The sequence below is a fragment of the Streptomyces chilikensis genome (genome assembly GCF_001642695.1).
GTDB classification, from domain to species: domain Bacteria; phylum Actinomycetota; class Actinomycetes; order Streptomycetales; family Streptomycetaceae; genus Streptomyces; species Streptomyces chilikensis.
The window spans coordinates 3,236,303-3,257,661 of sequence record NZ_LWCC02000005.1 but is presented as its reverse complement, the minus strand read 5'-3'; the positions used below and the strand labels follow the sequence as shown (position 1 = coordinate 3,257,661).

The 21,359-nt window shown below is 73.6% G+C and carries 14 protein-coding genes, 2 tRNA genes and 1 pseudogene; 1 reads left to right on the top strand and 16 read right to left on the bottom strand.

Annotated elements, in window-relative coordinates; all coding sequences use genetic code 11:
* The coding region (locus A2U95_RS14460) for a 16S rRNA (uracil(1498)-N(3))-methyltransferase (protein ID WP_166022589.1) at positions 1-714 on the top strand (714 nt) is incomplete at its 5' end.
* Between the two features lie 335 nt (positions 715-1,049).
* Here the strand turns inward: A2U95_RS14460 and A2U95_RS14455 are convergent.
* The 16 genes and pseudogenes from A2U95_RS14455 to rodA form a co-directional block, all read right to left on the bottom strand.
* On the bottom strand, positions 1,050-1,895 hold the full coding sequence (locus tag A2U95_RS14455) for a DegV family protein (protein ID WP_166022587.1): 846 nt from the start codon (positions 1,893-1,895) through the stop codon (positions 1,050-1,052).
* Between the two features lie 102 nt (positions 1,896-1,997).
* Positions 1,998-2,702: a hypothetical protein gene (locus A2U95_RS14450; RefSeq protein WP_166022585.1), complete on the bottom strand. Its 705-nt coding sequence runs from the start codon at positions 2,700-2,702 to the stop codon at positions 1,998-2,000.
* Between the two features lie 178 nt (positions 2,703-2,880).
* Positions 2,881-5,757 carry a leucine--tRNA ligase gene (gene leuS, locus A2U95_RS14445; protein WP_166022583.1) on the bottom strand — a complete coding sequence of 959 codons (2,877 nt, stop codon included), beginning with the start codon at positions 5,755-5,757 and terminating at the stop codon, positions 2,881-2,883.
* A gap of 332 nt (positions 5,758-6,089) precedes the next feature.
* Positions 6,090-6,162: transfer RNA gene (locus A2U95_RS14440), tRNA-Ala, on the bottom strand.
* A 128-nt stretch (positions 6,163-6,290) separates the two neighbouring features.
* Complete coding sequence (locus A2U95_RS14435; RefSeq protein WP_166022581.1) at positions 6,291-6,524, bottom strand: hypothetical protein; 234 nt, start codon at positions 6,522-6,524, stop codon at positions 6,291-6,293.
* A 150-nt stretch (positions 6,525-6,674) separates the two neighbouring features.
* Complete coding sequence (locus A2U95_RS14430) at positions 6,675-7,481, bottom strand: hypothetical protein (RefSeq protein WP_240957324.1); 807 nt, start codon at positions 7,479-7,481, stop codon at positions 6,675-6,677.
* 116 nt (positions 7,482-7,597) lie between these two features.
* A tRNA-Ala gene (locus A2U95_RS14425) sits at positions 7,598-7,670 on the bottom strand.
* A gap of 110 nt (positions 7,671-7,780) precedes the next feature.
* Positions 7,781-8,440 carry a histidine phosphatase family protein gene (locus A2U95_RS14420; RefSeq protein ID WP_166022579.1) on the bottom strand — a complete coding sequence of 220 codons (660 nt, stop codon included), beginning with the start codon at positions 8,438-8,440 and terminating at the stop codon, positions 7,781-7,783.
* Entirely contained in the window at positions 8,437-8,886 is a 450-nt protein-coding gene (gene rsfS / locus A2U95_RS14415; RefSeq protein ID WP_166022577.1) for a ribosome silencing factor, read from the bottom strand. The genes A2U95_RS14420 and rsfS overlap by 4 nt, the downstream gene beginning before the upstream one ends.
* Before the next feature lie 182 nt (positions 8,887-9,068).
* Positions 9,069-9,632 (bottom strand): LytR C-terminal domain-containing protein, encoded by a 564-nt coding sequence (locus tag A2U95_RS33970; RefSeq protein ID WP_277350938.1) that lies wholly within the window; start codon positions 9,630-9,632, stop codon positions 9,069-9,071.
* A 1,077-nt stretch (positions 9,633-10,709) separates the two neighbouring features.
* Positions 10,710-13,842: pseudogene (locus A2U95_RS33965) on the bottom strand (Rne/Rng family ribonuclease); the annotation flags it as partial.
* 248 nt (positions 13,843-14,090) lie between these two features.
* Positions 14,091-14,852: a TIGR03936 family radical SAM-associated protein gene (locus A2U95_RS14405; protein ID WP_166022575.1), complete on the bottom strand. Its 762-nt coding sequence runs from the start codon at positions 14,850-14,852 to the stop codon at positions 14,091-14,093.
* Between the two features lie 46 nt (positions 14,853-14,898).
* Positions 14,899-16,053, bottom strand: coding sequence for a hypothetical protein (locus tag A2U95_RS14400; protein ID WP_240957323.1), 1,155 nt, complete (start codon positions 16,051-16,053; stop codon positions 14,899-14,901).
* Between the two features lie 134 nt (positions 16,054-16,187).
* The gene (locus A2U95_RS14395; RefSeq protein ID WP_166022571.1) at positions 16,188-18,140 is read right to left on the bottom strand and encodes a TIGR03960 family B12-binding radical SAM protein; all 1,953 of its coding nucleotides are present in this window, start codon (positions 18,138-18,140) and stop codon (positions 16,188-16,190) included.
* Positions 18,141-18,262: 122 nt separating this feature from the next.
* The gene (locus tag A2U95_RS14390) at positions 18,263-19,768 is read right to left on the bottom strand and encodes a CYTH and CHAD domain-containing protein (protein WP_166022569.1); all 1,506 of its coding nucleotides are present in this window, start codon (positions 19,766-19,768) and stop codon (positions 18,263-18,265) included.
* Between the two features lie 198 nt (positions 19,769-19,966).
* Entirely contained in the window at positions 19,967-21,157 is a 1,191-nt protein-coding gene (rodA, locus tag A2U95_RS14385; protein ID WP_206282884.1) for a rod shape-determining protein RodA, read from the bottom strand.
* Positions 21,158-21,359: the final 202 nt, after the last annotated feature.

The following is a 21,359-nucleotide window of genomic DNA, read 5'->3' as shown; positions in this document are numbered from 1 at the left end:
CCCGGCGGGCCCACGTTCCTCCTGGAGGGACCCGAGGGCCGGCACGCCGTGTCGGTGAAACGGCTCCAGCCGGGCGAGGCGGTGGTGCTCACCGACGGCCGCGGGCGCTGGACCGAGGGCGTGGTCGAGGCCGCCGAGGGCAAGGACCGGCTGGTCGTCGGCGGACTCGCGGAGGTCCGGGAGGAACCCCCGCCGAGCCCGCGGATCACCGTGGTGCAGGCACTGCCCAAGGGCGACCGGGGCGAGCTGGCCGTGGAGACCATGACCGAGACCGGGGTCGACGCGATCGTGCCCTGGTCGGCGGCCCGGTGCATCACCCAGTGGAAGGGCGAGCGCGGGGCCAAGGCGCTCGCCAAGTGGCGGGCGACCGCGCGGGAGGCGGGCAAGCAGTCCCGCCGTACGCGGTTCCCGGAGGTCGCCGCCCTCGCGGGCGGCAAGCAGGTCGCCGAGCTGCTGGCGCGGGCGGACCTCGCGGTGGTGCTGCACGAGGACCGCGCCTACCCCGGTGAGGCGCTGGCCACCGCCGAGCTGCCCGCGCGGGGCGAGATCGTGCTGGTCGTCGGGCCCGAGGGCGGGGTCTCGCCGCAGGAGCTGGAGCTGTTCACGGCGGCCGGGGCCAAGGCCTGCCGGCTGGGGCGCAGCGTGCTGCGGACGTCCACGGCGGGGACCGCGGCCGTCGCGCTGCTGCTGGGGCGCACGGGGCGCTGGTCCTGAGCCGCGGACGCCGGCGCCCGGCCCCGCCGGGCCGCCCGCCCGCCGCGCACGGCACCGCCCGGGGGCCCGGGGCGGCGGTCCGGTGCGCGGCCCCGTCGCGGGACCCGCGGGACGCACCACCGGAGCCGCCGTCCGCGGCGCCGCCGGGGCCCGCGTGCCGGGCGTCGGGCGCGGTGCCGGGCGCGGGGGCATGCCCAGGGGCGTGCCCAGGGGCGTGCGTGATGCCGTGTGAGGCGGGGTTCCCGTTGTCATGGGCCCAGGATCCGCCGATACCGCACATCGCGATGATCAAGGTCGAAACCTGTGGACGACCACCCCCGTTGTGGACAACCGCGTCACCGCGCGGAGATCACCACGGCGAGCAGTCCCGGCCCGGTGTGCGCGCCGATCACCGCGCCCACCTCGCTGACGTGCAGGTCGGCGAGGTTCGGCACCCGGGACCTGAGCCGGTCCGCGAGGGCCAGGGCGCGGTCGGGGGCGGCCAGGTGATGGACCGCCATGTCCACCTGCGCCGCGCCCGCCCGCTCGGCGGCGATCTCCTCCAGCCGGCCGATGGCCCGGGACGCCGTGCGCACCTTCTCCAGCGGCTCGATCCGCCCGTCGGCGAGCTGCAGCAGCGGCTTCACGGCCAGCGCGGACCCGAAGAAGGCCTGCGCGGCGCCGATCCGTCCGCCGCGCCGCAGGTACTCCAGGGTGTCGACGTAGAGGAAGGCGGAGGTTCCGGCGGCGCGCTTCTCCGCGGCCGCGACCACCTCGTCCGCCCCGCCGCCCGCCTCGGCCGTCTCGGCCGCCGCCAGCGCGCAGAATCCGAGGGCCATCGCCACCATCCCGGTGTCCACGACCCGCACCGGTACCGGCGCCTGCCGCGCGGCCAGCACCGCGGCGTCGTAGGTGCCGGAGAACTCGGCGGACAGGTGGAGCGAGACGATCGCCGAGACGCCGGTGCCGGCGATCCGCCGGTAGGTCTCCGCGAACAGTTCCGGGCTGGGCCTGGAGGTGGTGACGGGGAGTTTCCTGCGCAGCGACTCCGCGAGGGAGCGGGCGGAGATCTCGGTGCCCTCCTCCAGCGCGCGGTCGCCGAGGACGACCGTCAGCGGGACGGAGGTGATGCCGTGCCGGGCCGTCGTCCTGGGCGGCAGGTAGGCCGTGGAATCGGTGACGATCGCGACATGGCGGGACATGAACTGGAGGTTACCTGCCGTAGTCGCCGCGTGGCATGGCACCCCGGTGACGCGGGCGTCACCACCGCGGGGCCCTCGCCCCGGCGACGGGGCGGCGGCAGGTCAGGTGGTGCCCTCGGGCCGGGCCTGCCTCTGCGGCTTCTCCCACGGGTTGGGCGTCCGGGGCCGCGACGGGTCCAGCGCCGCGCGGTCCTCGCGCGGGGCCGTCCGCCCGGTCCCGCCGCCGTGGGAGGGCCGGGGCGCCGGCTGCGGTGTCTCCTCGACCCGGTCCCAGTGCCGCAGGGCGCCGGCCTCGACGTCGATCTGGGCGCTCAGCGACTCCAGGTCGTCCTCGGCGAAACGGCGCGCGCGGTCCCGGGCGGCCCAGCGCAGGGAATCCGCGGCGCCGACGATCTGCTCGGTCCGCTCGCGCAGGCCGGGCAGCCGCTCGGCGAGGGTGGCGCGGTCCGGTTCGGACTGCAGCCGCTTGAGGTCGGCGTCCAGCTCACGGCCGTGCGCGGCGAGCCGGTCGAACAGGCCGAGGGACTCCTTGAGCGAGCCGTCGTCGGCGGAGCCCGCCTCCAGCGCCTCCTGGGTGGCCCGCATCGAGGTGCGCAGCTTCAGCCGCAGGTCGGCGAGCTCGCCGACCGGGCCGGGCTGGGCCAGCGAGCGGGCGCGCAGGGTGGTGTCCTCGACCGTGCGGCGGGCCTGGGTGAGGGTGCGGTCCACGCCGCGCCTGGCGGCGCCGACGGCCTTGACCGTGCCCCAGGCGCCCAGGGCGACCAGGAGCACGAAGATCACCGCGAGCACGGCAATGATCACATCCACCGCAGTTCCTCCTTCGCGCACCGCCGCCCGGTGCGGGATCCGGTCCCCTCACCACTCTGCCACGGTAAACGTCAGGGGCGGGTCCGGAGTTCCACGGAACCCCGAACCCGCCCCTGATCGTTCCCCGGTTCCGCAGGCCCTGCGTCCCCTAGGGGTCGCATGCCCGCCCGGGCGGCTTTCACGCCGGGACGATGTTCACCAGCTTCGGCGCGCGGACGATCACCTTGCGGACGCCGGCCCCGCCCAGCGCGGCGACGACCTTCCCGTCGGCCAGCGCGATCTTCTCCAGCTCCTCCTCGGAGACCGACGGCGGAACCTCCAGACGGGCCTTGACCTTGCCCTTGATCTGGACGACGCAGGTCACCGTCTCGTCGACCAGGTACGCCACGTCGGCGACCGGGAAGTCCTGGTGGACCACCGACCCGGTGTGGCCCAGGCGGTGCCACAGTTCCTCGGCGACGTGCGGGGCCAGCGGGGCGATCATCAGCACCAGCGGCTCGGCCACCGACCGCGCCACCGCGCCGCCGGCCTTGGTCAGGTGGTTGTTCAGCTCGGTGATCTTGGCGATGGCGGTGTTGAACCGCATGCCCTCCAGGTCCTGGCGGACGCCGTCGATCGCCTTGTGCAGGGCCCGCAGGGTGTCCTCGTCGGGCTCCGCGTCGACCACGGTGACCTCGCCGGTCGCCTCGTCGACGATGTTGCGCCACAGCCGCTGCAGCAGGCGGTACTGGCCGATCACCGCGCGGGTGTCCCACGGGCGGGAGACGTCCAGCGGGCCCATCGCCATCTCGTACAGGCGCAGGGTGTCGGCGCCGTACTCGGCGCAGATCTCGTCCGGGGTGACGGCGTTCTTCAGGGACTTGCCCATCTTGCCCAGCACCCGGGAGACCTTCTCGCCCTGGTACCAGTAGGCGCCGTCGCGCTCCTCCACCTCGGCGGCCGGCACGGCGATGCCGCGGCTGTCGCGGTAGACGTAGGCCTGGATCATGCCCTGGTTGAACAGCTTGTGGAACGGCTCGGACGAGGAGATGTGCCCCAGGTCGAACAGGATCTTCGACCAGAACCGCGCGTACAGCAGGTGCAGCACCGCGTGCTCGGAGCCGCCCACGTACAGGTCGACGCCGCCGTGCGGCATGCCCTCGCGCGGGCCCATCCAGTACCGCTCGATCTCCGGGTCGACCAGCCGCCGGTCGTTGTGCGGGTCCAGGTAGCGCAGCTCGTACCAGCAGGAGCCGGCCCAGTTGGGCATGGTGTTGGTCTCGCGGCGGTACTTCCTCGGCCCGTCGCCCAGGTCCAGGGTGACGTTCACCCAGTCCTCGTTGCGGGACAGCGGGGTCTCCGGCTGGGTGTCCGCGTCGTCCGGGTCGAAGGTGCGCGGCGAGTAGTCCTCGACCTCGGGCAGCTCCAGCGGCAGCATCGACTCGGGCAGCGCGTGCGCCACGCCGTCCTCGTCGTAGACGATCGGGAACGGCTCGCCCCAGTACCGCTGGCGGCTGAACAGCCAGTCGCGCAGCCGGTAGTTGACGGTGCCCTCGCCGATGCCGTTCTCGTCCAGCCAGGCGGTGACGCGGGCCTTGGCCTCGACGACGCCCAGGCCGTCCAGGGAGACCGCCCCGTTCGCCGAGTTGATCAGCTTGGCGTCGTGGGAGGCGAAGGCGTCGTCCCACTCGGCCGGGTCGGTGGACCGGCCGTCGTTCGGCTCGACCACGCAGCGCATCGGCAGCTCGAAGGCGCGGGCGAAGGCGAAGTCACGGCTGTCGTGGGCCGGGACCGCCATGATCGCGCCGGTGCCGTAGCCCATCAGGACGTAGTCGGCGATGAAGACCGGGATCCGCTCGCCGTTGACCGGGTTGGTCGCGAAGACGCCGGTGAAGACGCCGGTCTTGTCCTTGGCCTCGGCCTGGCGCTCCACGTCCGACTTGGACGCGGCCTGCGCCCGGTAGGCGGCGACCGCCTCGGCCGGGGTGGCGTGACCGCCGGTCCACGCCTCACGGGTGCCCTCCGGCCAGGCGGCCGGGGTGAACTTCTCCACCAGCGGGTGCTCCGGCGCCAGCACCATGTAGGTGGCGCCGAACAGGGTGTCCTGGCGGGTGGTGAAGACGGTGACGGCGTCCCCGTCGACGGGGAAGTCGACGCGCGCGCCCTCGGAGCGGCCGATCCAGTTGCGCTGCTGCAGCTTGATCGCCTCGGGCCAGTCCAGCCCGTCCAGGTCGTCCAGCAGGCGGTCCGCGTAGGCGGTGATGCGCATGTTCCACTGGCGCAGCTTGGCCTTGAAGACCGGGAAGTTGCCGCGCTCGGAGCGGCCGTCGGCGGTGACCTCCTCGTTGGCCAGCACGGTGCCCAGGCCGGGGCACCAGTTGACCGGCGCGTCCGAGGCGTAGGCCAGGCGGTACTCGCTCAGCAGGTCGGCGCGCTCGACGGCCGACAGGTCGGCCCAGGCACGGCCGCCGGGGACCTCGCGCTCGCCGCTCTCGAACGCGGCGACCAGCTCGGAGACCGGGCGGGCCTTGCCGGCCTCGGGGTCGTACCAGGAGTTGAAGATCTGCAGGAAGATCCACTGGGTCCACCGGTAGTACTCCGGGTCGATCGTGGCGAACGACCGGCGCCTGTCGTGGCCCAGGCCCAGGCGGCGCAGCTGCGCCTTCATGTTGGCCATGTTGGCCTCGGTGGAGACCCGCGGGTGGGTGCCGGTCTGCACGGCGAACTGCTCGGCGGGCAGGCCGAAGGCGTCGAAGCCCAGGGTGTGCAGGACGTTGTGCCCGGTCATCCGCTGGTGGCGGGCGTAGACGTCGGTGGCGATGTAACCCAGCGGGTGACCGACGTGCAGGCCCGCACCCGACGGGTACGGGAACATGTCCATGATGAACTTCTTGGGCCGGGCGGCGACCTCGGGGTCGCCCGCCAGGTCGCCGGAGGGGTTCGGGGCCTCGTAGGTCCCGTCGGCGTCCCAGAAGTCCTGCCAGCGTGCCTCGATCTCGGCCGCCAGCGCGGCCGTGTAGCGGTGCGGCGCGACCTCCGCCGACTCTGCGGCGGAAGCGGGGTTCGTCTCGCTCATGATCCTCAAAGCTCCATCGATCGACGTCGTCTCTGCCGTGGGGTCCTCCCCCGGACTCCGTCCGGGGGTGCCCCCACCTGCTCGGGCGGAGCCGAGAGCTCGGGGGAGGACCCGGAAATGAAAAAACCCCTCGCACAGGAGGGGGCGCCGCGCCGATGCCGGCCACGGTTCTCGTGGTGGCCGGGACTGATCAGCGCGGCTCGCTAAGCAGAAGGCGTACGGCACGCATGGCGTCAGGGTACCGCAGCCCTCCGGAACGCCGCGACGCGGTTCGGAACGGCGGGACACGCCGAAAGCGGGCCATCCGTCCGGATGACCCGCCTTCTCTGCTGTGGAGCTAAGGAGAATTGAACTCCTGACCTCCTGCATGCCATGCAGGCGCTCTACCAACTGAGCTATAGCCCCTTGCGGTGCGTCGTCCGGGCTTTCCGTTTCCGGTTCCCCCCGGCGACACAGAGAACATTACATGACCCTGGGGGGCGGACACCAAATCGTTTCCGCTCTGTCCGTATTCGCCCGGAAAATGAAGCGGCTCAGGCGGCTTCGAAGGAGTAGAAGCGCTTGAGCGTGCAGAGCTCGTCGAGCAGCCGGCCGTAGATCGGCTCGCCCTCGAGTTCCCGGTAGGTCTCGATGGGGTCGCCTTTTATGATCAGCGCCCTGGCGCACTCCTCGCACCAGTACTGGAACTCCTCGTTGACCGGCTCCATGTCCCGCACGATCGGCGTGCCGCTGCCGCACCAGTCGCACTTTCTGCGGTGTGCCCCCACGCGCCACTCCCTCCCGTCGGGCCGCGGCCCCCTTCCGGCCGTCCGATTCTGCCACGTGCGCCGGGGCCGCACCGGGACGACGCCGGGGTCCGCCGGGCCGATACCAGGCTGATACGAAAAGATCCCGTCCTTGCGGACGGGATCCCTTCCCTACTGCACGTCCACGTAGTCGCCGCTCGAGGAACTGGCTCCGGTGGTGGTGTTGCCGTAGTACTTCCAGCGCCAGGTGCCGTCCTGGGTGGCCGTCACCGTGGTCTTCAGGGCCCCGCCGCTGCTGGCGGTGACCTTCTTCACCGTGGTGTACGTCGAGGAACCGGCCGGCTTGAACTGCAGGCTGACCAGGCGTCCGCCGTAATTGTCGTACCGGTGGGCGGTCCAGTTCGCCCGCTGCACGGTGCCCTTGACGGTGATCGTCCCGCCCTTGGCGACGGGTTCCGGCGACGCGTTGTGGTCCTGGATGCGGGAGGCCCGCTGGAGGATGACGGTGGCGGAGTTGGTGTCGCTGTCATGACCGCCGGCGGCCTTGTGCCCCAGGCCCCAGGTCTTCCACTCCGTGGCGTCGCCGTTGACCAGACCGCCACCGGTGCGGATCCAGCGGGGGTCGACCGTGACCGTCTCGTCGCAGCGGCGGTACGTGTAGCCGGACGCGGTGGTGGTCGCGCAGCTCCACCGGGTCGACGAGGCCACGAGCACGCGCTCGTTCTCCGCCCCGAGGGTGCCCCGGTAGGCGTTGACGTTCCAGTCGCTCAGCTCGACCGTGCTCCGCACGGTGTAGGTCAGCGGCAGATCGACCGGATTGGTGATCCCCACCACGATCGGCCTGCCCCCGTTGAAGACGATCTCCGAGAAGGAGATGTCGCTCTCCGCCGCCTGTGCGTTCGGTGCTCCGAGCAGCACGGCGGCGAGCGCGGTCGTGCCCGCGAGGAGGACACGACCGGGTTGTGCGGTTCTGTTCATCCCGCCCCTGGTTCCGTGAGAACGCCGGCCGCCTCTCGGCCGACGGCCGAAACTCTAGATCACCGGAACGACGAAGATCCCGCCCGGTCTGTCGACCGGACGGGATCTCCCGACTGTGGAGCTAAGGAGAATTGAACTCCTGACCTCCTGCATGCCATGCAGGCGCTCTACCAACTGAGCTATAGCCCCTCGCCGTTCGCTTCCCGCTCGGCGGGGCGAACGAGTAGAACTCTAGCCTGTGACCAGCCGAAAAGTGAAATCGGGCCGGCCCCGGGCTCCGGCGGAGCCCGGGGAGGCCGTCAGGTGTCGTCGCCGAGCACCGGCTCCGGCAGGGAGCCCGCGTTGTGCTCCAGCAGACGCCAGCCGCGCACGCCCTCGCCGAGGACGGACCAGCAGCAGTTGGACAGGCCGCCCAGCCCCTCCCACATGTGGGCGTCCAGGCCCAGCAGGCGGCCGATGGTGGTGCGGATGGTGCCGCCGTGACTGACCACGACCAGGGTGCCGTCGGCCGGGAGCTTTTCGACGTGCCGCAGCACCACCGGGGCGGCCCGGTCGGCGACCTCGGTCTCCAGCTCGCCCCCGCCGCGGCGCACCGGCTCCCCCCGCTTCCACGCCAGGTACTCCTCGCCGTGCAGGGCGAGGATCTCGTCGTGGGTGAGGCCCTGCCAGACACCGGCGAAGGTCTCCCTCAGGCCCTCCTCCCGGGCGATCTCGAGGCCGGTGAGCGCCGCCAGCTCGGAGGCGGTGTCGACCGCGCGGCGCAGGTCGGACGCGACGATCGCGTCCGGCGCCAGCCGGGCGAGCAGCTTGGCGGCCCGCCTGGCCTGGGCGCGGCCGGTGTCGGTGAGGTCGACGTCCGTGGTGCCCTGGAAGCGGCGCTCCACGTTCCACGAGGTCTGGCCGTGCCGCCACAGGATCACGCGGCGGCCGCGGCCGCCGTTCCCGGAGGCGGCCGTCACCAGATCTCACCGTCCGGCAGCCCGGCCTCCTCCTGCGCCGCCTGCGTCCTGGCGTGCTCCTCGGCCTTGCCGCGGGTCGCCTTGGCCTCCTCCGGCAGGTCCAGCTCGGGGCAGTCCTTCCACAGCCGCTCCAGCGCGTAGAAGACGCGCTCCTCGCTGTGCTGGACGTGGACGACGATGTCGACGTAGTCGAGCAGGATCCAGCGGGCGTCGCGGTCGCCCTCGCGGCGCACCGGCTTGGCGCCGAGCTCCTTCTGCAGCCGCTCCTCGATCTCGTCGACGATCGACTTGACCTGGCGGTCGTTGGGCGCGGAGGCGAGCAGGAAGGCGTCCGTGATCGACAGCACGTCGCTGACGTCGTAGGCGATGATGTCGTGCGCGAGCTTGTCCGCCGCTGCCTGCGCGGCGGTGTTGATGAGCTCGATGGATCGGTCGGTGGCGGTCACTGCCTGGCTTTCCGTCGTCGGACTTCTACCCGTCCAGGGTCTCACGGACCGTCCGGACCTCCCCACGGAACACCACGAGGCCGTGGCCACACCGCGGGAGCCGCGCGGACCGGGCCGGGCCGGAAAACCGCGGGAGCCGGTCCCGCGGGCGCGGGACCGGCTCCGTGCGGGGCCGCGGCGGGTCAGGAGGCCGGCTCGTAGTCCTGGCCGAGCACCACCGTGACGTCCGCGTTGGAGGCCGTGGCGCCCTTGGTGACGGACGACTCCGGCAGGCCCAGGGTGCGGGCCACCTCGATCGCCTCGTCCTTGGCGCCGGCGTCGGCGTACCGCACCTCCGAGGTGGCGGCCGCCTCCGCGCTGCCGGCGGCGACGTAGGTGTAGCCGCCGTTGACCAGCGCGACGCGGGCCAGGTCGGCGAGCGGCTGGTCCTTGGCGTTCGTGCTGCCGCCGGTGGCGTTGCGCAGGCTGACCCGGACGCCGTCGCCGTCCTCACCGGGGCTCTTGGCCTGGCCGCCGAGGATCTTCTCGACGACGTTCTGGCTGGCCTTCTCGCCGAGCGTGCCGTCCGCCTCCACGGGCAGCACCGTGGTGCGGTAGTCGCCGCCCTTGGCGCGGTCGGCGAGGCCGGCGAGGAAGCGGCCGAGGTCCTTGTCGGACAGCGGCGGCTCGATGATCTGGCCGAGCTGCTGCACGGTGACCGTGGCGCCCTGCTCGTCCGACGAGAGCTTGCGCAGGACCCCGCGCATGACCTGGCCGAACCGCTCCAGCTGCGCGCTCTGCGGCTCGCTCGGGCCGCGGTGGGTGGCGTAGGCCGCGGCCATCTTGCCGCTGAGGGTCTGCTGCTCGCCCTTGTGGACCAGCGGGGCGGCGCCCTCGTCCTCGGCCTTGGGGTCGGGGACGTCGGTGTCGGTGTCGATCTCGATGTGGCCGACGATGTCGACCAGGTTCTGCAGGAACGGGGTGTCCAGCCGCCAGGTGCCCTCGATCCGGGTGCCGAGGACGGTGTCCAGGGACTCGCGGGTGCCGGACGAGCCGTCGTCGCCGACGGACTGCCCGAGGGTGGTGGCGTTGCCGTCCTGGTCGGTGAGGGCCAGCGAGTTGGGCAGCAGCACGGCGCTGCCCTCCTCGGTGGTGGCGTTGTCCACCAGCAGGAGGGTGGAGGTGTCCGAGCCCTTGGTGGGGTGCAGGTGGACGACGATCACGTCGCGCTTCTGGGCGCCCGAGGCGGAGCCGGAGCCCTGCGCGGCGTCCGAGGAGGACAGGAAGGGCAGCTTGCCCGCGTACCAGAGGTAGCCGCCGCCGCTGACCACGACCAGGGCCAGCACCACCAGGACCGCGGTCATCCGGGCGCGGGCCCGGCGCTTGGCCTCCTCGCGGCGCTCGGTGCGGTTCTCGGTGAACTGCAGCCAGTCGATGACGTCCTCGGACTCGCCGTCCTGTTCCTCGACGAAGGCGAACTGCTCGGTGTCGTACCCGGGACCGGCGTCGCGGCGCGGCGCCTGGCCCGGGCCGCCCTGCTGCGGGATCCGGGGCGGCTCGGCCACGGCGGGCCGGCCCGCGGGCGCGCCCGGGCCGCCGTACGTGGGCGCCTCCTCGGCGGCCTCGGCGGTCTCGGCGGCCGGCTCGGCGGTCTCGGCGGGAACCACCGGGTCCTCCACGGCGACCGGCTCGGCCTGCGCCTCGGCGGCGGACTCCGCCACGACCGGACGCGCGACCTCCTCGGCGGCCGTCACCTCCTGCGCGGTCGGCTCGGCCTGCTGGGCTGCCTCGGCACGGGCGTCCGCCGCGGCCTGCTCGGCCCGGCGACGGCTGCGCGCCTGCGCCTTGGTCTCCCGCGGCTCCCTGACCTCCGGCGCCTCGGTCTCCTCACCACGCGGCGCACCCGCGGGCGAGGTCGCCCGGCGGCTCGTGCGGCGACGCCCACGGCGGCCTGCCGCGGCCTCCGCCTCGGCGACGCTGCTGTACAGCTCCTCGTCCGCGGCGAAGTCCGGGGAGGGCAGCGCGACGGGCTCCTCCGCGGACTCGGTGACGGCGGACGCCGCGCGCTCGAGCTCGGCCTCCTCCTCCGCGGAGGGCGCCTCGGCGACCAGGGCGGACGGCTCGTGCTCGTGGGGCTGCTCCTGCTGCCCGTCCCGCGCGCCGCCGCGCTTCTTCTTCTTGCCGCCGCCGCCGACGGCGGTCGGCTGGTCCAGGTGCACGACCAGACCGCGGCCGTTGCAGTGGACACAGGTTTCGGAGAAGGACTCCAGCAGGCCCTGGCCGACCCGCTTGCGGGTCATCTGCACCAGGCCGAGCGAGGTGACCTCGGCCACCTGGTGCTTGGTCCGGTCCCGGCCCAGGCACTCCAGCAGGCGCCGCAGCACCAGGTCCCGGTTGGACTCCAGCACCATGTCGATGAAGTCGATGACGATGATGCCGCCGAGGTCGCGCAGCCGCAGCTGGCGGACGATCTCCTCGGCCGCCTCCAGGTTGTTCCTGGTGACGGTCTCCTCGAGGTTGCCGCCCTGACCGGTGAACTTGCCGGTGTTGACGTCGATGACGACCATCGCCTCGGTCCGGTCGATCACCAGCGAACCGCCGCTGGGCAGCCAGACCTTGCGGTCCAGCGCCTTGGCGAGCTGCTCGTCGATCCGGTAGGTGGCGAACACGTCGACCTCGGAGGTCCACCGCTGGAGGCGGTCCGCCAGGTCCGGCGCGACGCCGGCCACGTAGCCGTGGATGGTCCGCCACGCCTCGTCGCCGCTGACGACGACCTTGGTGAAGTCCTCGTTGAAGATGTCGCGGACGACCCGGACCGTCATGTCCGGCTCGCCGTAGAGCAGCGTCGGCGCGTTGCCCTTCTTCGCCTTCTGCTGGATCTCCTCCCACTGCGCCTGCAGGCGCTCGACGTCGCGGCGCAGCTCGTCCTCGCTGGCGCCCTCGGCGGCGGTGCGCACGATGACGCCGGCGTCCTCGGGGACGATCTTCTTGAGGATGGTCTTCAGCCGGGCGCGCTCGGTGTCGGGCAGCTTGCGGCTGATGCCGGTCATCGACCCCTCGGGGACGTAGACCAGGTAGCGGCCGGGCAGCGAGACCTGGCTCGTCAGGCGGGCGCCCTTGTGGCCGATCGGGTCCTTGGTGACCTGCACCAGGACGGACTGGCCGGACTTCAGCGCGGTCTCGATGCGGCGCGGCCCGTGGGCCATGCCGAGCGCCTCGAAGTTGACCTCGCCGGCGTAGAGCACCGCGTTGCGGCCCTTGCCGATGTCGATGAAGGCGGCCTCCATCGACGGCAGGACGTTCTGCACCTTGCCGAGGTAGACGTTGCCGACGTAGGAGGTCGACTGCTCCTTGTTGACGTAGTGCTCGACGAGGATGTTGTCCTCGAGCACGCCGATCTGGGTGCGGTCGCCGTGCTGGCGGACGACCATCACGCGCTCGACGGCCTCGCGGCGGGCCAGGAACTCCGCCTCGGTGATGATCGGCACGCGGCGGCGGCCCTGCTCGCGGCCCTCGCGGCGGCGCTGCTTCTTGGCCTCCAGACGGGTGGAGCCCTTGATGGACTGCACCTCGTCGGCGGCGGTGTCACCGGGGCCGGAGCGTTCGTCCTTCTTCCGGGGCTCGCGGACCTTGACGACGGTGCGCTCCGGGTCGTCCTGCGACGGCTCGGCCTCGGCGGCCGTGTCACCGGCGCGACGACGGCGGCGACGGCGACGGCGGGAGCTGCTGGAGCCGCCGGACTGCTCGCGCCCGTCCTCGTCGGTGTCCTCGGCCTCCTCGGCGTCGGAGACGTCCTCGGCGATCTGCTCCGCGGTGTCCTCGGCGTCCTGCTCCGCCTGCTCGGCGGCGGTCTCGTCGGCGTCGGCCTCATCGGCGAACTCGGTGTCGCGCTCGCCGTTCCCGTCCTCGCCGGACTCGCCGCGACGGCGGCGGCGGCCGCCCCGGCGGCGGCGACGGCGGGAGCCGGTCTCCTCGAAGTCGCCCTGGTCGCCCTGGTCGGTCTGCTCCGCCTCATCCGCGGACTCGTCGGCGGCCGCGGCCTCGGGCTCCTCGGCGCGCGCCTGCCCGGTCACCGCGGGAGCGCCCTCCTCCGCGACACGGCGGCGACGGCCGTGGCGGCGGGAGACGGTCTGCTCCTCGTCCTCCTCGACGGCGGCGGGCGCCTCCGGCTCGGTGGCCCGGGCGGCCTCCTGCGCGGCCTCGTAGGCGGCGCGCTCCGGCGTCTGGAACATCGGCTCGGTGAAGACCGGGGCCTGGAAGACGGGAACCGCGGGACGGCCCGGGCGGCGCTGGGCCTCGCCCTCGGCGGCGCGCGGGGAGGTGAAACCGCCGGCGGGGCGGCGCACGGCGCGGCGGCGCGGGCGACGGCCCTCGGCCTCGTCCTCGGCGACCGGCTCGGCGGGCCGTTCGGCCTTGGCCTTGCTCTCGGCCCTGACCTTCTTCCCGGCCTCGGCCTCGGCCTTCTTCTCGGCCTCGGCGGCGGCCTCCTGGGCGCGCTGCGCCTCGGCACGGGCCAGGTCCTCGGCGGAGGGGGCGGCGGCCGGGCGGGTGGCACGGCGGCGGGTGCGGCGCGGCGCGGCGGAGGGCTCCTCCACGGCGGCGGGGGCCTCGGCGGCCTCCACGGCCTCCTCGGTCTCTTCGGCCGGCTCCTCGGCGGCGGGCGCCTCGGGGGTGGTGGTCCCGGGGGCCGTGACGACCTCGGCGGCCTCGGGGGCGCCGGCGGGCGCGGAGGCTGCGGACGGCACGGCGGCGGCGCGGGGCCGGAGCGGCCTCCTCGGCGGGCGCCGGAGCGGACGGCTCGGCCTCGGCTCCGGTGGCGGCCTCGGCTCCGGTGGCGGCCTCGGCGGCCTCCGCGGTCCCGGCGGGCGGTCCCGCCGGCCGGGACGCGGCCCTGCGCCGACGGCGCGGCGGCAGGGTGTCGCTGGGGGTGTCGTTGTGGTCGGAACCCTCGTTGGTGGGTTCGGTCGGTCCGAGCATGCGGGCGTATCTCCCGTCAGGCTCCCGGGCGCCGCGCCTGGTCCGGCGGGTGCCGGTGACGTCCGCGGCTCGCGCTGTGCGCGTCGCCGCCGTCCGGGGCGCGGGCGCCGCACGGGAGCACTACTAGTCCTGTCTCGCCGGTTCCGTACGCCCAGTTGCGGACGGCCTGGCGAAAGTCTTGTGGTGTCGTGCGCGCTGCCCGGCCCAGGTGGCTCCCGAGTTCCAGGGCGGCGCTACGGCGTTCGTCCCTACGCGGGACCTTCCGGCGCCGGCGCCGGCGCGGCGGCAGAGGAGTCTGCCTCGCGGTCGGGCGCGAGCGGGTCGGTCACCGTGCCGGTCTCTTCGTCGAAGAGCCCCTGCGCCAGCCTGGTCACCGCTGCGGGGACCGGCGGCGCCAGGTCAGCCACCACACGGAGGCCGGACAGGACGTCGTCGGGTCGCACGGCAGGCGTCACGTGCCGAACAACCAGGCGCAGTATCGCACAGGGGTGGTCACCGGGCCCATCTTCGCCACCGGCGGCCCGGGCTTCCAGGCCGACGACGGCGCTGCGGGCGTCGAAGGTACGGACACCGTTCTTGGTCATGCGTTGCACCTCGACGGTCTCGGCCTTCTCGAAGGCCTCGACCGCGCGGGCCGCGTCCTCGGGAGCGACGCCGTCCAGGCGGAGCTCCCACACGGACGCCGTGAGCCGGTCGGCGAGGCCGGAGGTGCGGGCCTCCACCGCGTCGATCACGTCGAGCCCGTCGGGCAGCGACTCGTCGAGCAGCTCACGCAGCTTCTGCGGATCACGCGACTCGGTGAGCGCGATCTCCAGGTACTCCGCCTCACTGCCCGTGCCGGTGGGTGCGGCATTGGCGTACGACACCTTCGGATGCGGCGTGAACCCCGCCGAGTACGCCATGGGTACGTCGGCGCGGCGCAGCGCGCGCTCGAAGGCGCGCTGGAAGTCGCGATGGCTGGTGAACCGGAGGCGGCCGCGCTTGGTGTAGCGCAGTCGGACGCGCTGCACCGCGGGTGCCGGCGGCGGGCCTTCGGGCTGTCGCTTGCCCAGTGCTCTAATCCTTCGTGAGTGCGGTCGTACTGCTACCAAGAGTACGCGCTTCCGGGCCGCCGAGTTCCCGCCGGTCCGCCGCACCCGCGCGCACCGGGGCCTCACGGGGTGCCCCGAACAGGGCGGTGCGCAGCTCACGGCGCACCTCACGGGCCGTCACCCGGGCGGCGGCGAGGGCGTTCCCGACGGCGCGGCCGGTCTCCCGCACCACCCGGCCGACCGGGCGCAGCACGGCGTCCCGGACGAACCGCCCGGCCGGCGCGAGCACCGCCCGGAAGGCCAGGCGGACCGGCTCGACGAAGATCCACCGCAGCAGCGTGGCGAGGAACCGGCCGAGGACCAGGGAGATCCGTCCGGCGATCCGCCAGGCGTGCCCGAGCGCCTCCCCCGCCTCGCGGGCGACGACCGCGAGGACCCGCCCGACGGCGGCGAGCGGCGCCACCACGAGCCACCGCAGCAGCCGCCCCACCACGGCCGCGGCCCTCCGGAGGGTCCGGGCGACGCCACGCCCCAGCGGCTCCAGCACCCACCGGTGCAGGGCGACGGCCGGGGCGACCACGAGCCACCGCACCAGCCACGCCACCGCCGCACCGAGCGCCCGCAGCACCGCCCACGCTCCGCGGGCCAGCCGCCGCCCGGCGTGTCCGAGGGGGGTGAGGGCGCGCCGGTACAGCCACCGGGCGCCGTCCAGGAACCGGTGCCCGAGCCACCGCAGGGCGTGCCCCACCGGGGTGAGCGCCCACCGGTACGCCAGGACGGCCGGGGCGAGCAGCAGCCACCGCACCAGCCGCACCACGGCCACCGCGACGCCCCGCCCGGTCCCCCGGAGCACCCGCCACACGCCGCCCAGGATCCGGGCGAGACCCGCACCGGTCCCGCGCAGCACCCAGGCGGCGCCCCGCCCGGCCGGTGCGAGGACCCAGCGGTACAGCCACCGGGCCGGCGTCACCAGCAGCGCCCGGCCCAGCCAGGTCACGGCGCGCACGAAGCCGCGCCACAGCGGGGCCAGGACGGCGGTCCGGACGGAGCGCCCGGCGACGACCGCGAGGTCCCACAGCATCCGCAGCGGCAGCACCACGACGAGCGCCACCAGCCGCACCGGCAGCCGCACGGCCGCCACCAGGCATCCCCCGTCACGGCGGTCCGCGACGGGCTCCATCCTCTTCTCCAGGTCCACGTCCTGTGGGACGCGCGGACGGGGCCCCGGGGTGCGTCCCGTGACAGAACCGGTACGCACGACGACGCCGCCGGTCCCGTGCGGGAACCGGCGGCGTCGTGCGGAGGGCGCGCGGGTCAGTGGCTGTGACCGCCCGGGGCGCCGGCGGGCTGCTTGACCAACAGCGGGAGCAGCTTCTTGCCGGTGGGGCCGATCTGGATGGAGGTGTCCATCGCGGGGCAGACGCCGCAGTCGAAGCAGGGCGTCCAGCGGCAGTCCTCGACCTCGGTCTCGTCGAGGGCGTCCTGCCAGTCCTCCCACAGCCAGTCCTTGTCGAGACCGGAGTCCAGGTGGTCCCAGGGCAGGACCTCCTCGTAGGAGCGCTCGCGGGTGGTGTACCAGTCGACGTCCACGCCGTGCGGGGCCAGCGCCTTCTCGGCGCAGTTCATCCAGCGGTCGTAGGAGAAGTGCTCGCGCCAGCCGTCGAAGCGGCCGCCGTCCTCGTAGACGGCGCGGATGACGTCGCCGATGCGGCGGTCGCCGCGGGAGAGCAGGCCCTCGACGATGCCGGGCTTGCCGTCGTGGTAGCGGAAGCCGATGGAGCGGCCGTACTTCTTGTCGCCGCGGATCTTGTCGCGGAGCTTCTCCAGGCGGGCGTCGGTCTCCTCGGCGGAGAGCTGCGGGGCCCACTGGAACGGGGTGTGCGGCTTGGGCACGAAGCCGCCGATGGAGACCGTGCAGCGGATGTCGTTGGAGCCGGAGACCTCGCGGCCCTTGGCGATCACCCGGGTCGCCATGTCGGCGATCTGCAGCACGTCGTCGTCGGTCTCGGTGGGCAGGCCGCACATGAAGTACAGCTTCACCTGGCGCCAGCCGTTGCCGTAGGCGGTGGCGACGGTGCGGATCAGGTCGTCCTCGGAGACCATCTTGTTGATGACCTTGCGGATGCGCTCGCTGCCGCCCTCGGGGGCGAAGGTGAGGCCGGAGCGGCGGCCGTTGCGGGTCAGCTCGTTGGCGAGGTCGATGTTGAAGGCGTCGACGCGGGTCGAGGGCAGCGACAGGCCGATCTTGTCCTCGGTGTAGCGGTCCGCGAGGCCCTTGGCGATGTCGCCGATCTCGGAGTGGTCCGCGGAGGACAGCGACAGCAGGCCGACCTCCTCGAAGCCGGTCGCCTTGAGGCCCTTCTCCACCATCTCGCCGATGCCGGTGATGGAGCGCTCGCGCACCGGACGGGTGATCATGCCGGCCTGGCAGAAGCGGCAGCCGCGGGTGCAGCCGCGGAAGATCTCCACCGACATCCGCTCGTGCACCGTCTCGGCGAGCGGGACCAGCGGCTGCTTGGGGTAGGGCCACTCGTCCAGGTCCATCACGGTGTGCTTGGACACCCGCCACGGCACGCCGGAGCGGTTGGGGACGACGCGGGCGATCCGGCCGTCGGGCAGGTACTCGACGTCGTAGAAGCGCGGGATGTACACGGCGCCGGTCTTCGCCAGGCGCAGCAGCACCTCGTCGCGGCCGCCGGGCCGGCCCTCGGCCTTCCAGGCGCGGACGATCTCCGTCATGTCGAGCACGGCCTGCTCGCCGTCGCCGATGATCGCGGCGTCGATGAAGTCCGCGATCGGCTCCGGGTTGAACGCGGCGTGGCCGCCGGCCAGCACGATCGGGTGGTCGAGGCCGCGGTCCGCGGACTCCAGCGGGATGCCGGCCAGGTCGAGCGCGGTCAGCATGTTGGTGTAGCCGAGCTCGGTGGAGAAGGAGAGGCCGAAGACGTCGAACGCCCCGAGCGGGCGGTGGCTGTCCACGGTGAACTGCGGGACGCCGTGCTCCCGCATCAGCGCCTCCATGTCCGGCCAGACGCTGTAGGTGCGCTCGGCGAGGACGCCCTCACGCTCGTTGAGGACCTCGTAGAGGATCTGGACGCCCTGGTTGGGCAGACCGACCTCGTACGCGTCCGGGTACATGAGCGCCCAGCGGACGTCGCACGAGTCCCAGGGCTTGACGGTGGAGTTGAGTTCGCCGCCCACGTACTGGATCGGCTTCTGCACATGCGGGAGCAGAGCTTCGAGCTGCGGGAAGACCGATTCGGACATCCTTGAACCTTCACGAGCGGATCGGGGATCCTCCCTTGCCGTCGACCGGCCGGCCATCGGCCGGAGGCGGCTTCGGGGGGAGGGTGACTCTCAAGCGTACCCGCAGTGGGCCGCCGCTCCGTTCACCCCTTCGGACGACTCCGCCGGGTGACCTCCGCCCACCGGGCGGGCAGCGCCGTCTCGGTCAGGGCGGCCGTCCTCTCCTCCCGTCCGTAGAGCACGCCCCAGGTGAAGGCGGGCTCGCCGGCCCGGGAGGCGTCCTGGGCGAGGGAGCGCAGGGCCTCGCGGGACATCACGCTGTCCTGGTGCTCGCCGAGCGGGCGCTGGAGGGACTTGGCGTCGTCGGCCAGGCGCCCGGCCTTCTTCCCGAGGGCGGGGCGGGCGGCCTCGGCGGCGTACCGGGTGCGCTTGGCCTTCTTGCGGGCCTCGTGCAGGGCGGTGTCGCGCTCGGGGCCGGGGTCGAGCGCGAGCGCCCGCTCGACCAGGCGGGACAGGCGGCCGAACTCCTTGTCCAGCGCCTTGGCCAGCGCCTTCTCCGGCTTCCTGCGGGCCGCCTTGCGCAGCGGCGGGTCGGCGAGGACGGCGTCGAGGGAGTTCAGCAGGTCGAGGTAGCGGCGGCTGTCCAGGACGGCGGCGGTCCGGGAGCGGGCCCGTCCGCGGCGGGTGCCGGACCACAGGCCCAGCCGGTCGCGGACCGGACCGGTGACCAGCGCGGCGGGCAGGGCGTCCAAGGCCGCGGCGAGGCGCTCGTCGAGCACCTCCTGGTCGCGGTCGACGCCGAGCTCACGGGTGAGCCACTGCAGTTCGGCGGCGAGCGGGGCGAGGGCCTCGCGGTCCAGCAGGGAGCGGTAGGCGCGCAGGGCCGAGCGCAGGCGGCGGGTGGCGACGCGCATGTCGTGCACGGCCTCGGGCAGGCCGCGGCGGACGGCGGGGTCCAGGGCGACGACCCGGTCCCGCTGGTCGCGGAGGTAGGCGAGGACGTGGTCCCCGGCGGTGACGGGCTTCTTCCGGCGGGGCGCCGGCGCGGTGCCGGGCGTCGTCTCGGCCAGGGCGCGGGCCAGTTTGGACGGGGAGCCGGAGCGGTGGACGCCGGCCCGGCGGAAGCGCTTCTCGACCAGGTCGAGGAGTGCGGGGTCGGCGCCCTCGGCGAGCTCCACCTCGATCTCGGTCCACTGGGCCTCGCCTCGGCCGCCGGCGAGGCGCTCGGCGTGGACGGAGTCGGCGCTCGCCTCGGCGAGCAGCCGGCCCTCCGCGTCGCGCAGCTCGCGCACGTCCCGCGCCGAACGGAGCCGGACCACGGGGACGACCTCGGCGCCGCGGGTGCGGGAGCGGATCAGCCGGAGCAGTTCGGCCGGCGGCTCGTCGGTGAGCGGGGCGGTGATCTCGTCACGGGTGTCCGGGCCGACGGGGAGCTTGAGGTGCCAGCCGGGCGAGGAGCCGCCGGTGCGGCGGCGCAGCGTCACCGAGGAGGCGGCGAGGCGGAGGTCGGGCGTGTCGTGGTAGACGGCGTCCAGCTCCGTCACGCCCTGGTCCACGACGGAGGCGATGCCGCCCACGTTCGTCAGGTCCGGGAGCCCGCTGTCCCGGGACTCGAATTTCCGCTCGATCTCACGTGTGGTGTCCGCCATGTGCCCGAGGCTAACCGGGCGGCTCCCCCGCCGTCAGGGATTCGGCCGGGGGCCGCGCGTTTCATCCGCGCAGGTCACCCCGGCCGGACCGGCGCCCGTGGACCCTGGTCCCGTCCGGCGGATCATGCCGTTCTCGCTGCCGTCGCCCTGCGGGCCGCCGCGCCCCGCGCCCCGCGCGCACGATCCGCCGGAGAGGACCTATGCCGAGACCGGCCGCTGGAGGCGGATGGACTGCAGGAGCCCGATCGCGATCCAGACCGCGAACATGGAGGACCCGCCGTAGGAGACGAACGGCAGCGGCAGACCCGCCACCGGCATGATCCCCAGCGCCATCCCGATGTTCTCGAACGCCTGGAACGCGAACCAGGCGATGATCCCCGCGGCGACGATCGTGCCGTACAGCTCGGTCGTCTCCCGGGCGATCCCGCACGCCCGCCACAGGATCACGCCGAGCAGCAGCAGTATCAGCGCGCCGCCCACGAAGCCGAGTTCCTCGCCGGCCACGGTGAAGACGAAGTCCGTCTGCTGCTCCGGCACGAACTGGCCGGTGGTCTGGGAGCCCTGGAAGAGCCCCGCGCCGGTGAGGCCGCCGGAGCCGATGGCGATGCGGGCCTGGTTGGTGTTGTAGCCGACGCCCGCCGGGTCCAGCTCCGGGTTGGCGAAGGCGGCGAAGCGGTTGATCTGGTACTCGTCCAGCAGCCCGAGCTGCCAGACGGCGATCGCGCCGACGGCGCCCGCCCCGATCAGCCCGAGCACCCACCGGTTGGACGCCCCCGAGGCCAGCAGGACGCCCAGCACGATGACCACCATCACCATGACCGACCCCAGGTCGGGCATGAGCATCACGATCAGCATGGGCAGCACGGCCAGACCGAGCGCCAGGAGCACCGTCCGGTGGTCGGGGTGCTCGCGGTCGCCCGCGTCGACCCGGGCGGCGAGCAGCATCGCCATCCCGAGGATGATGGTGACCTTGACGAACTCGGACGGCTGGAGCGAGAAGCCGCCGCCGATCTTGATCCACGCGTGGGCGCCGTTGATGGTGGCGCCCAGGGGTGTGAGCACCAGCAGGATCAGCACCACCGACAGCCCGTACAGGACCGGCACCGCGCCGCGCAGGGTGCGGTGGCCGAGCCAGACCACGCCGATCATCAGGGTGATGCCGATGCCGGTGTTCAGCAGGTGCCGGACCAGGAAGTAGTAGGGGTCGCCCTGGTTGAGCTCGGTCCGGTTGCGGGTGGCCGAGTAGACCAGGACCGTGCCGATCAGCGACAGCGCCAGGGCCGACAGCAGGATCGGCCAGTCCAGCCGCCGGGCCGCGGAGTCACGGGCGAGCAGGCGGGCCCAGGCGGAGCGCTCGGGTCCGTACCCGGAGACGGAGAAGCTGTTCACGCCGCCGCTCATGAGCACCTGCTTCCCGGCCGGCCGCCGCGGCGTCCGGCGCCCTGGTTCCGGGGACCGCGGTTCCGGGGACCGCCGGCGCCGGCGCACCCGGGCGTCCGGGTGCGGTCCGGGGTTCCGGGCGGTGGTGGTCCCGCTCCGCGCCGGGACCGGCGGCGGGTCGCCCGGTCGCCGGCGCCGGCACGGCCGGCCG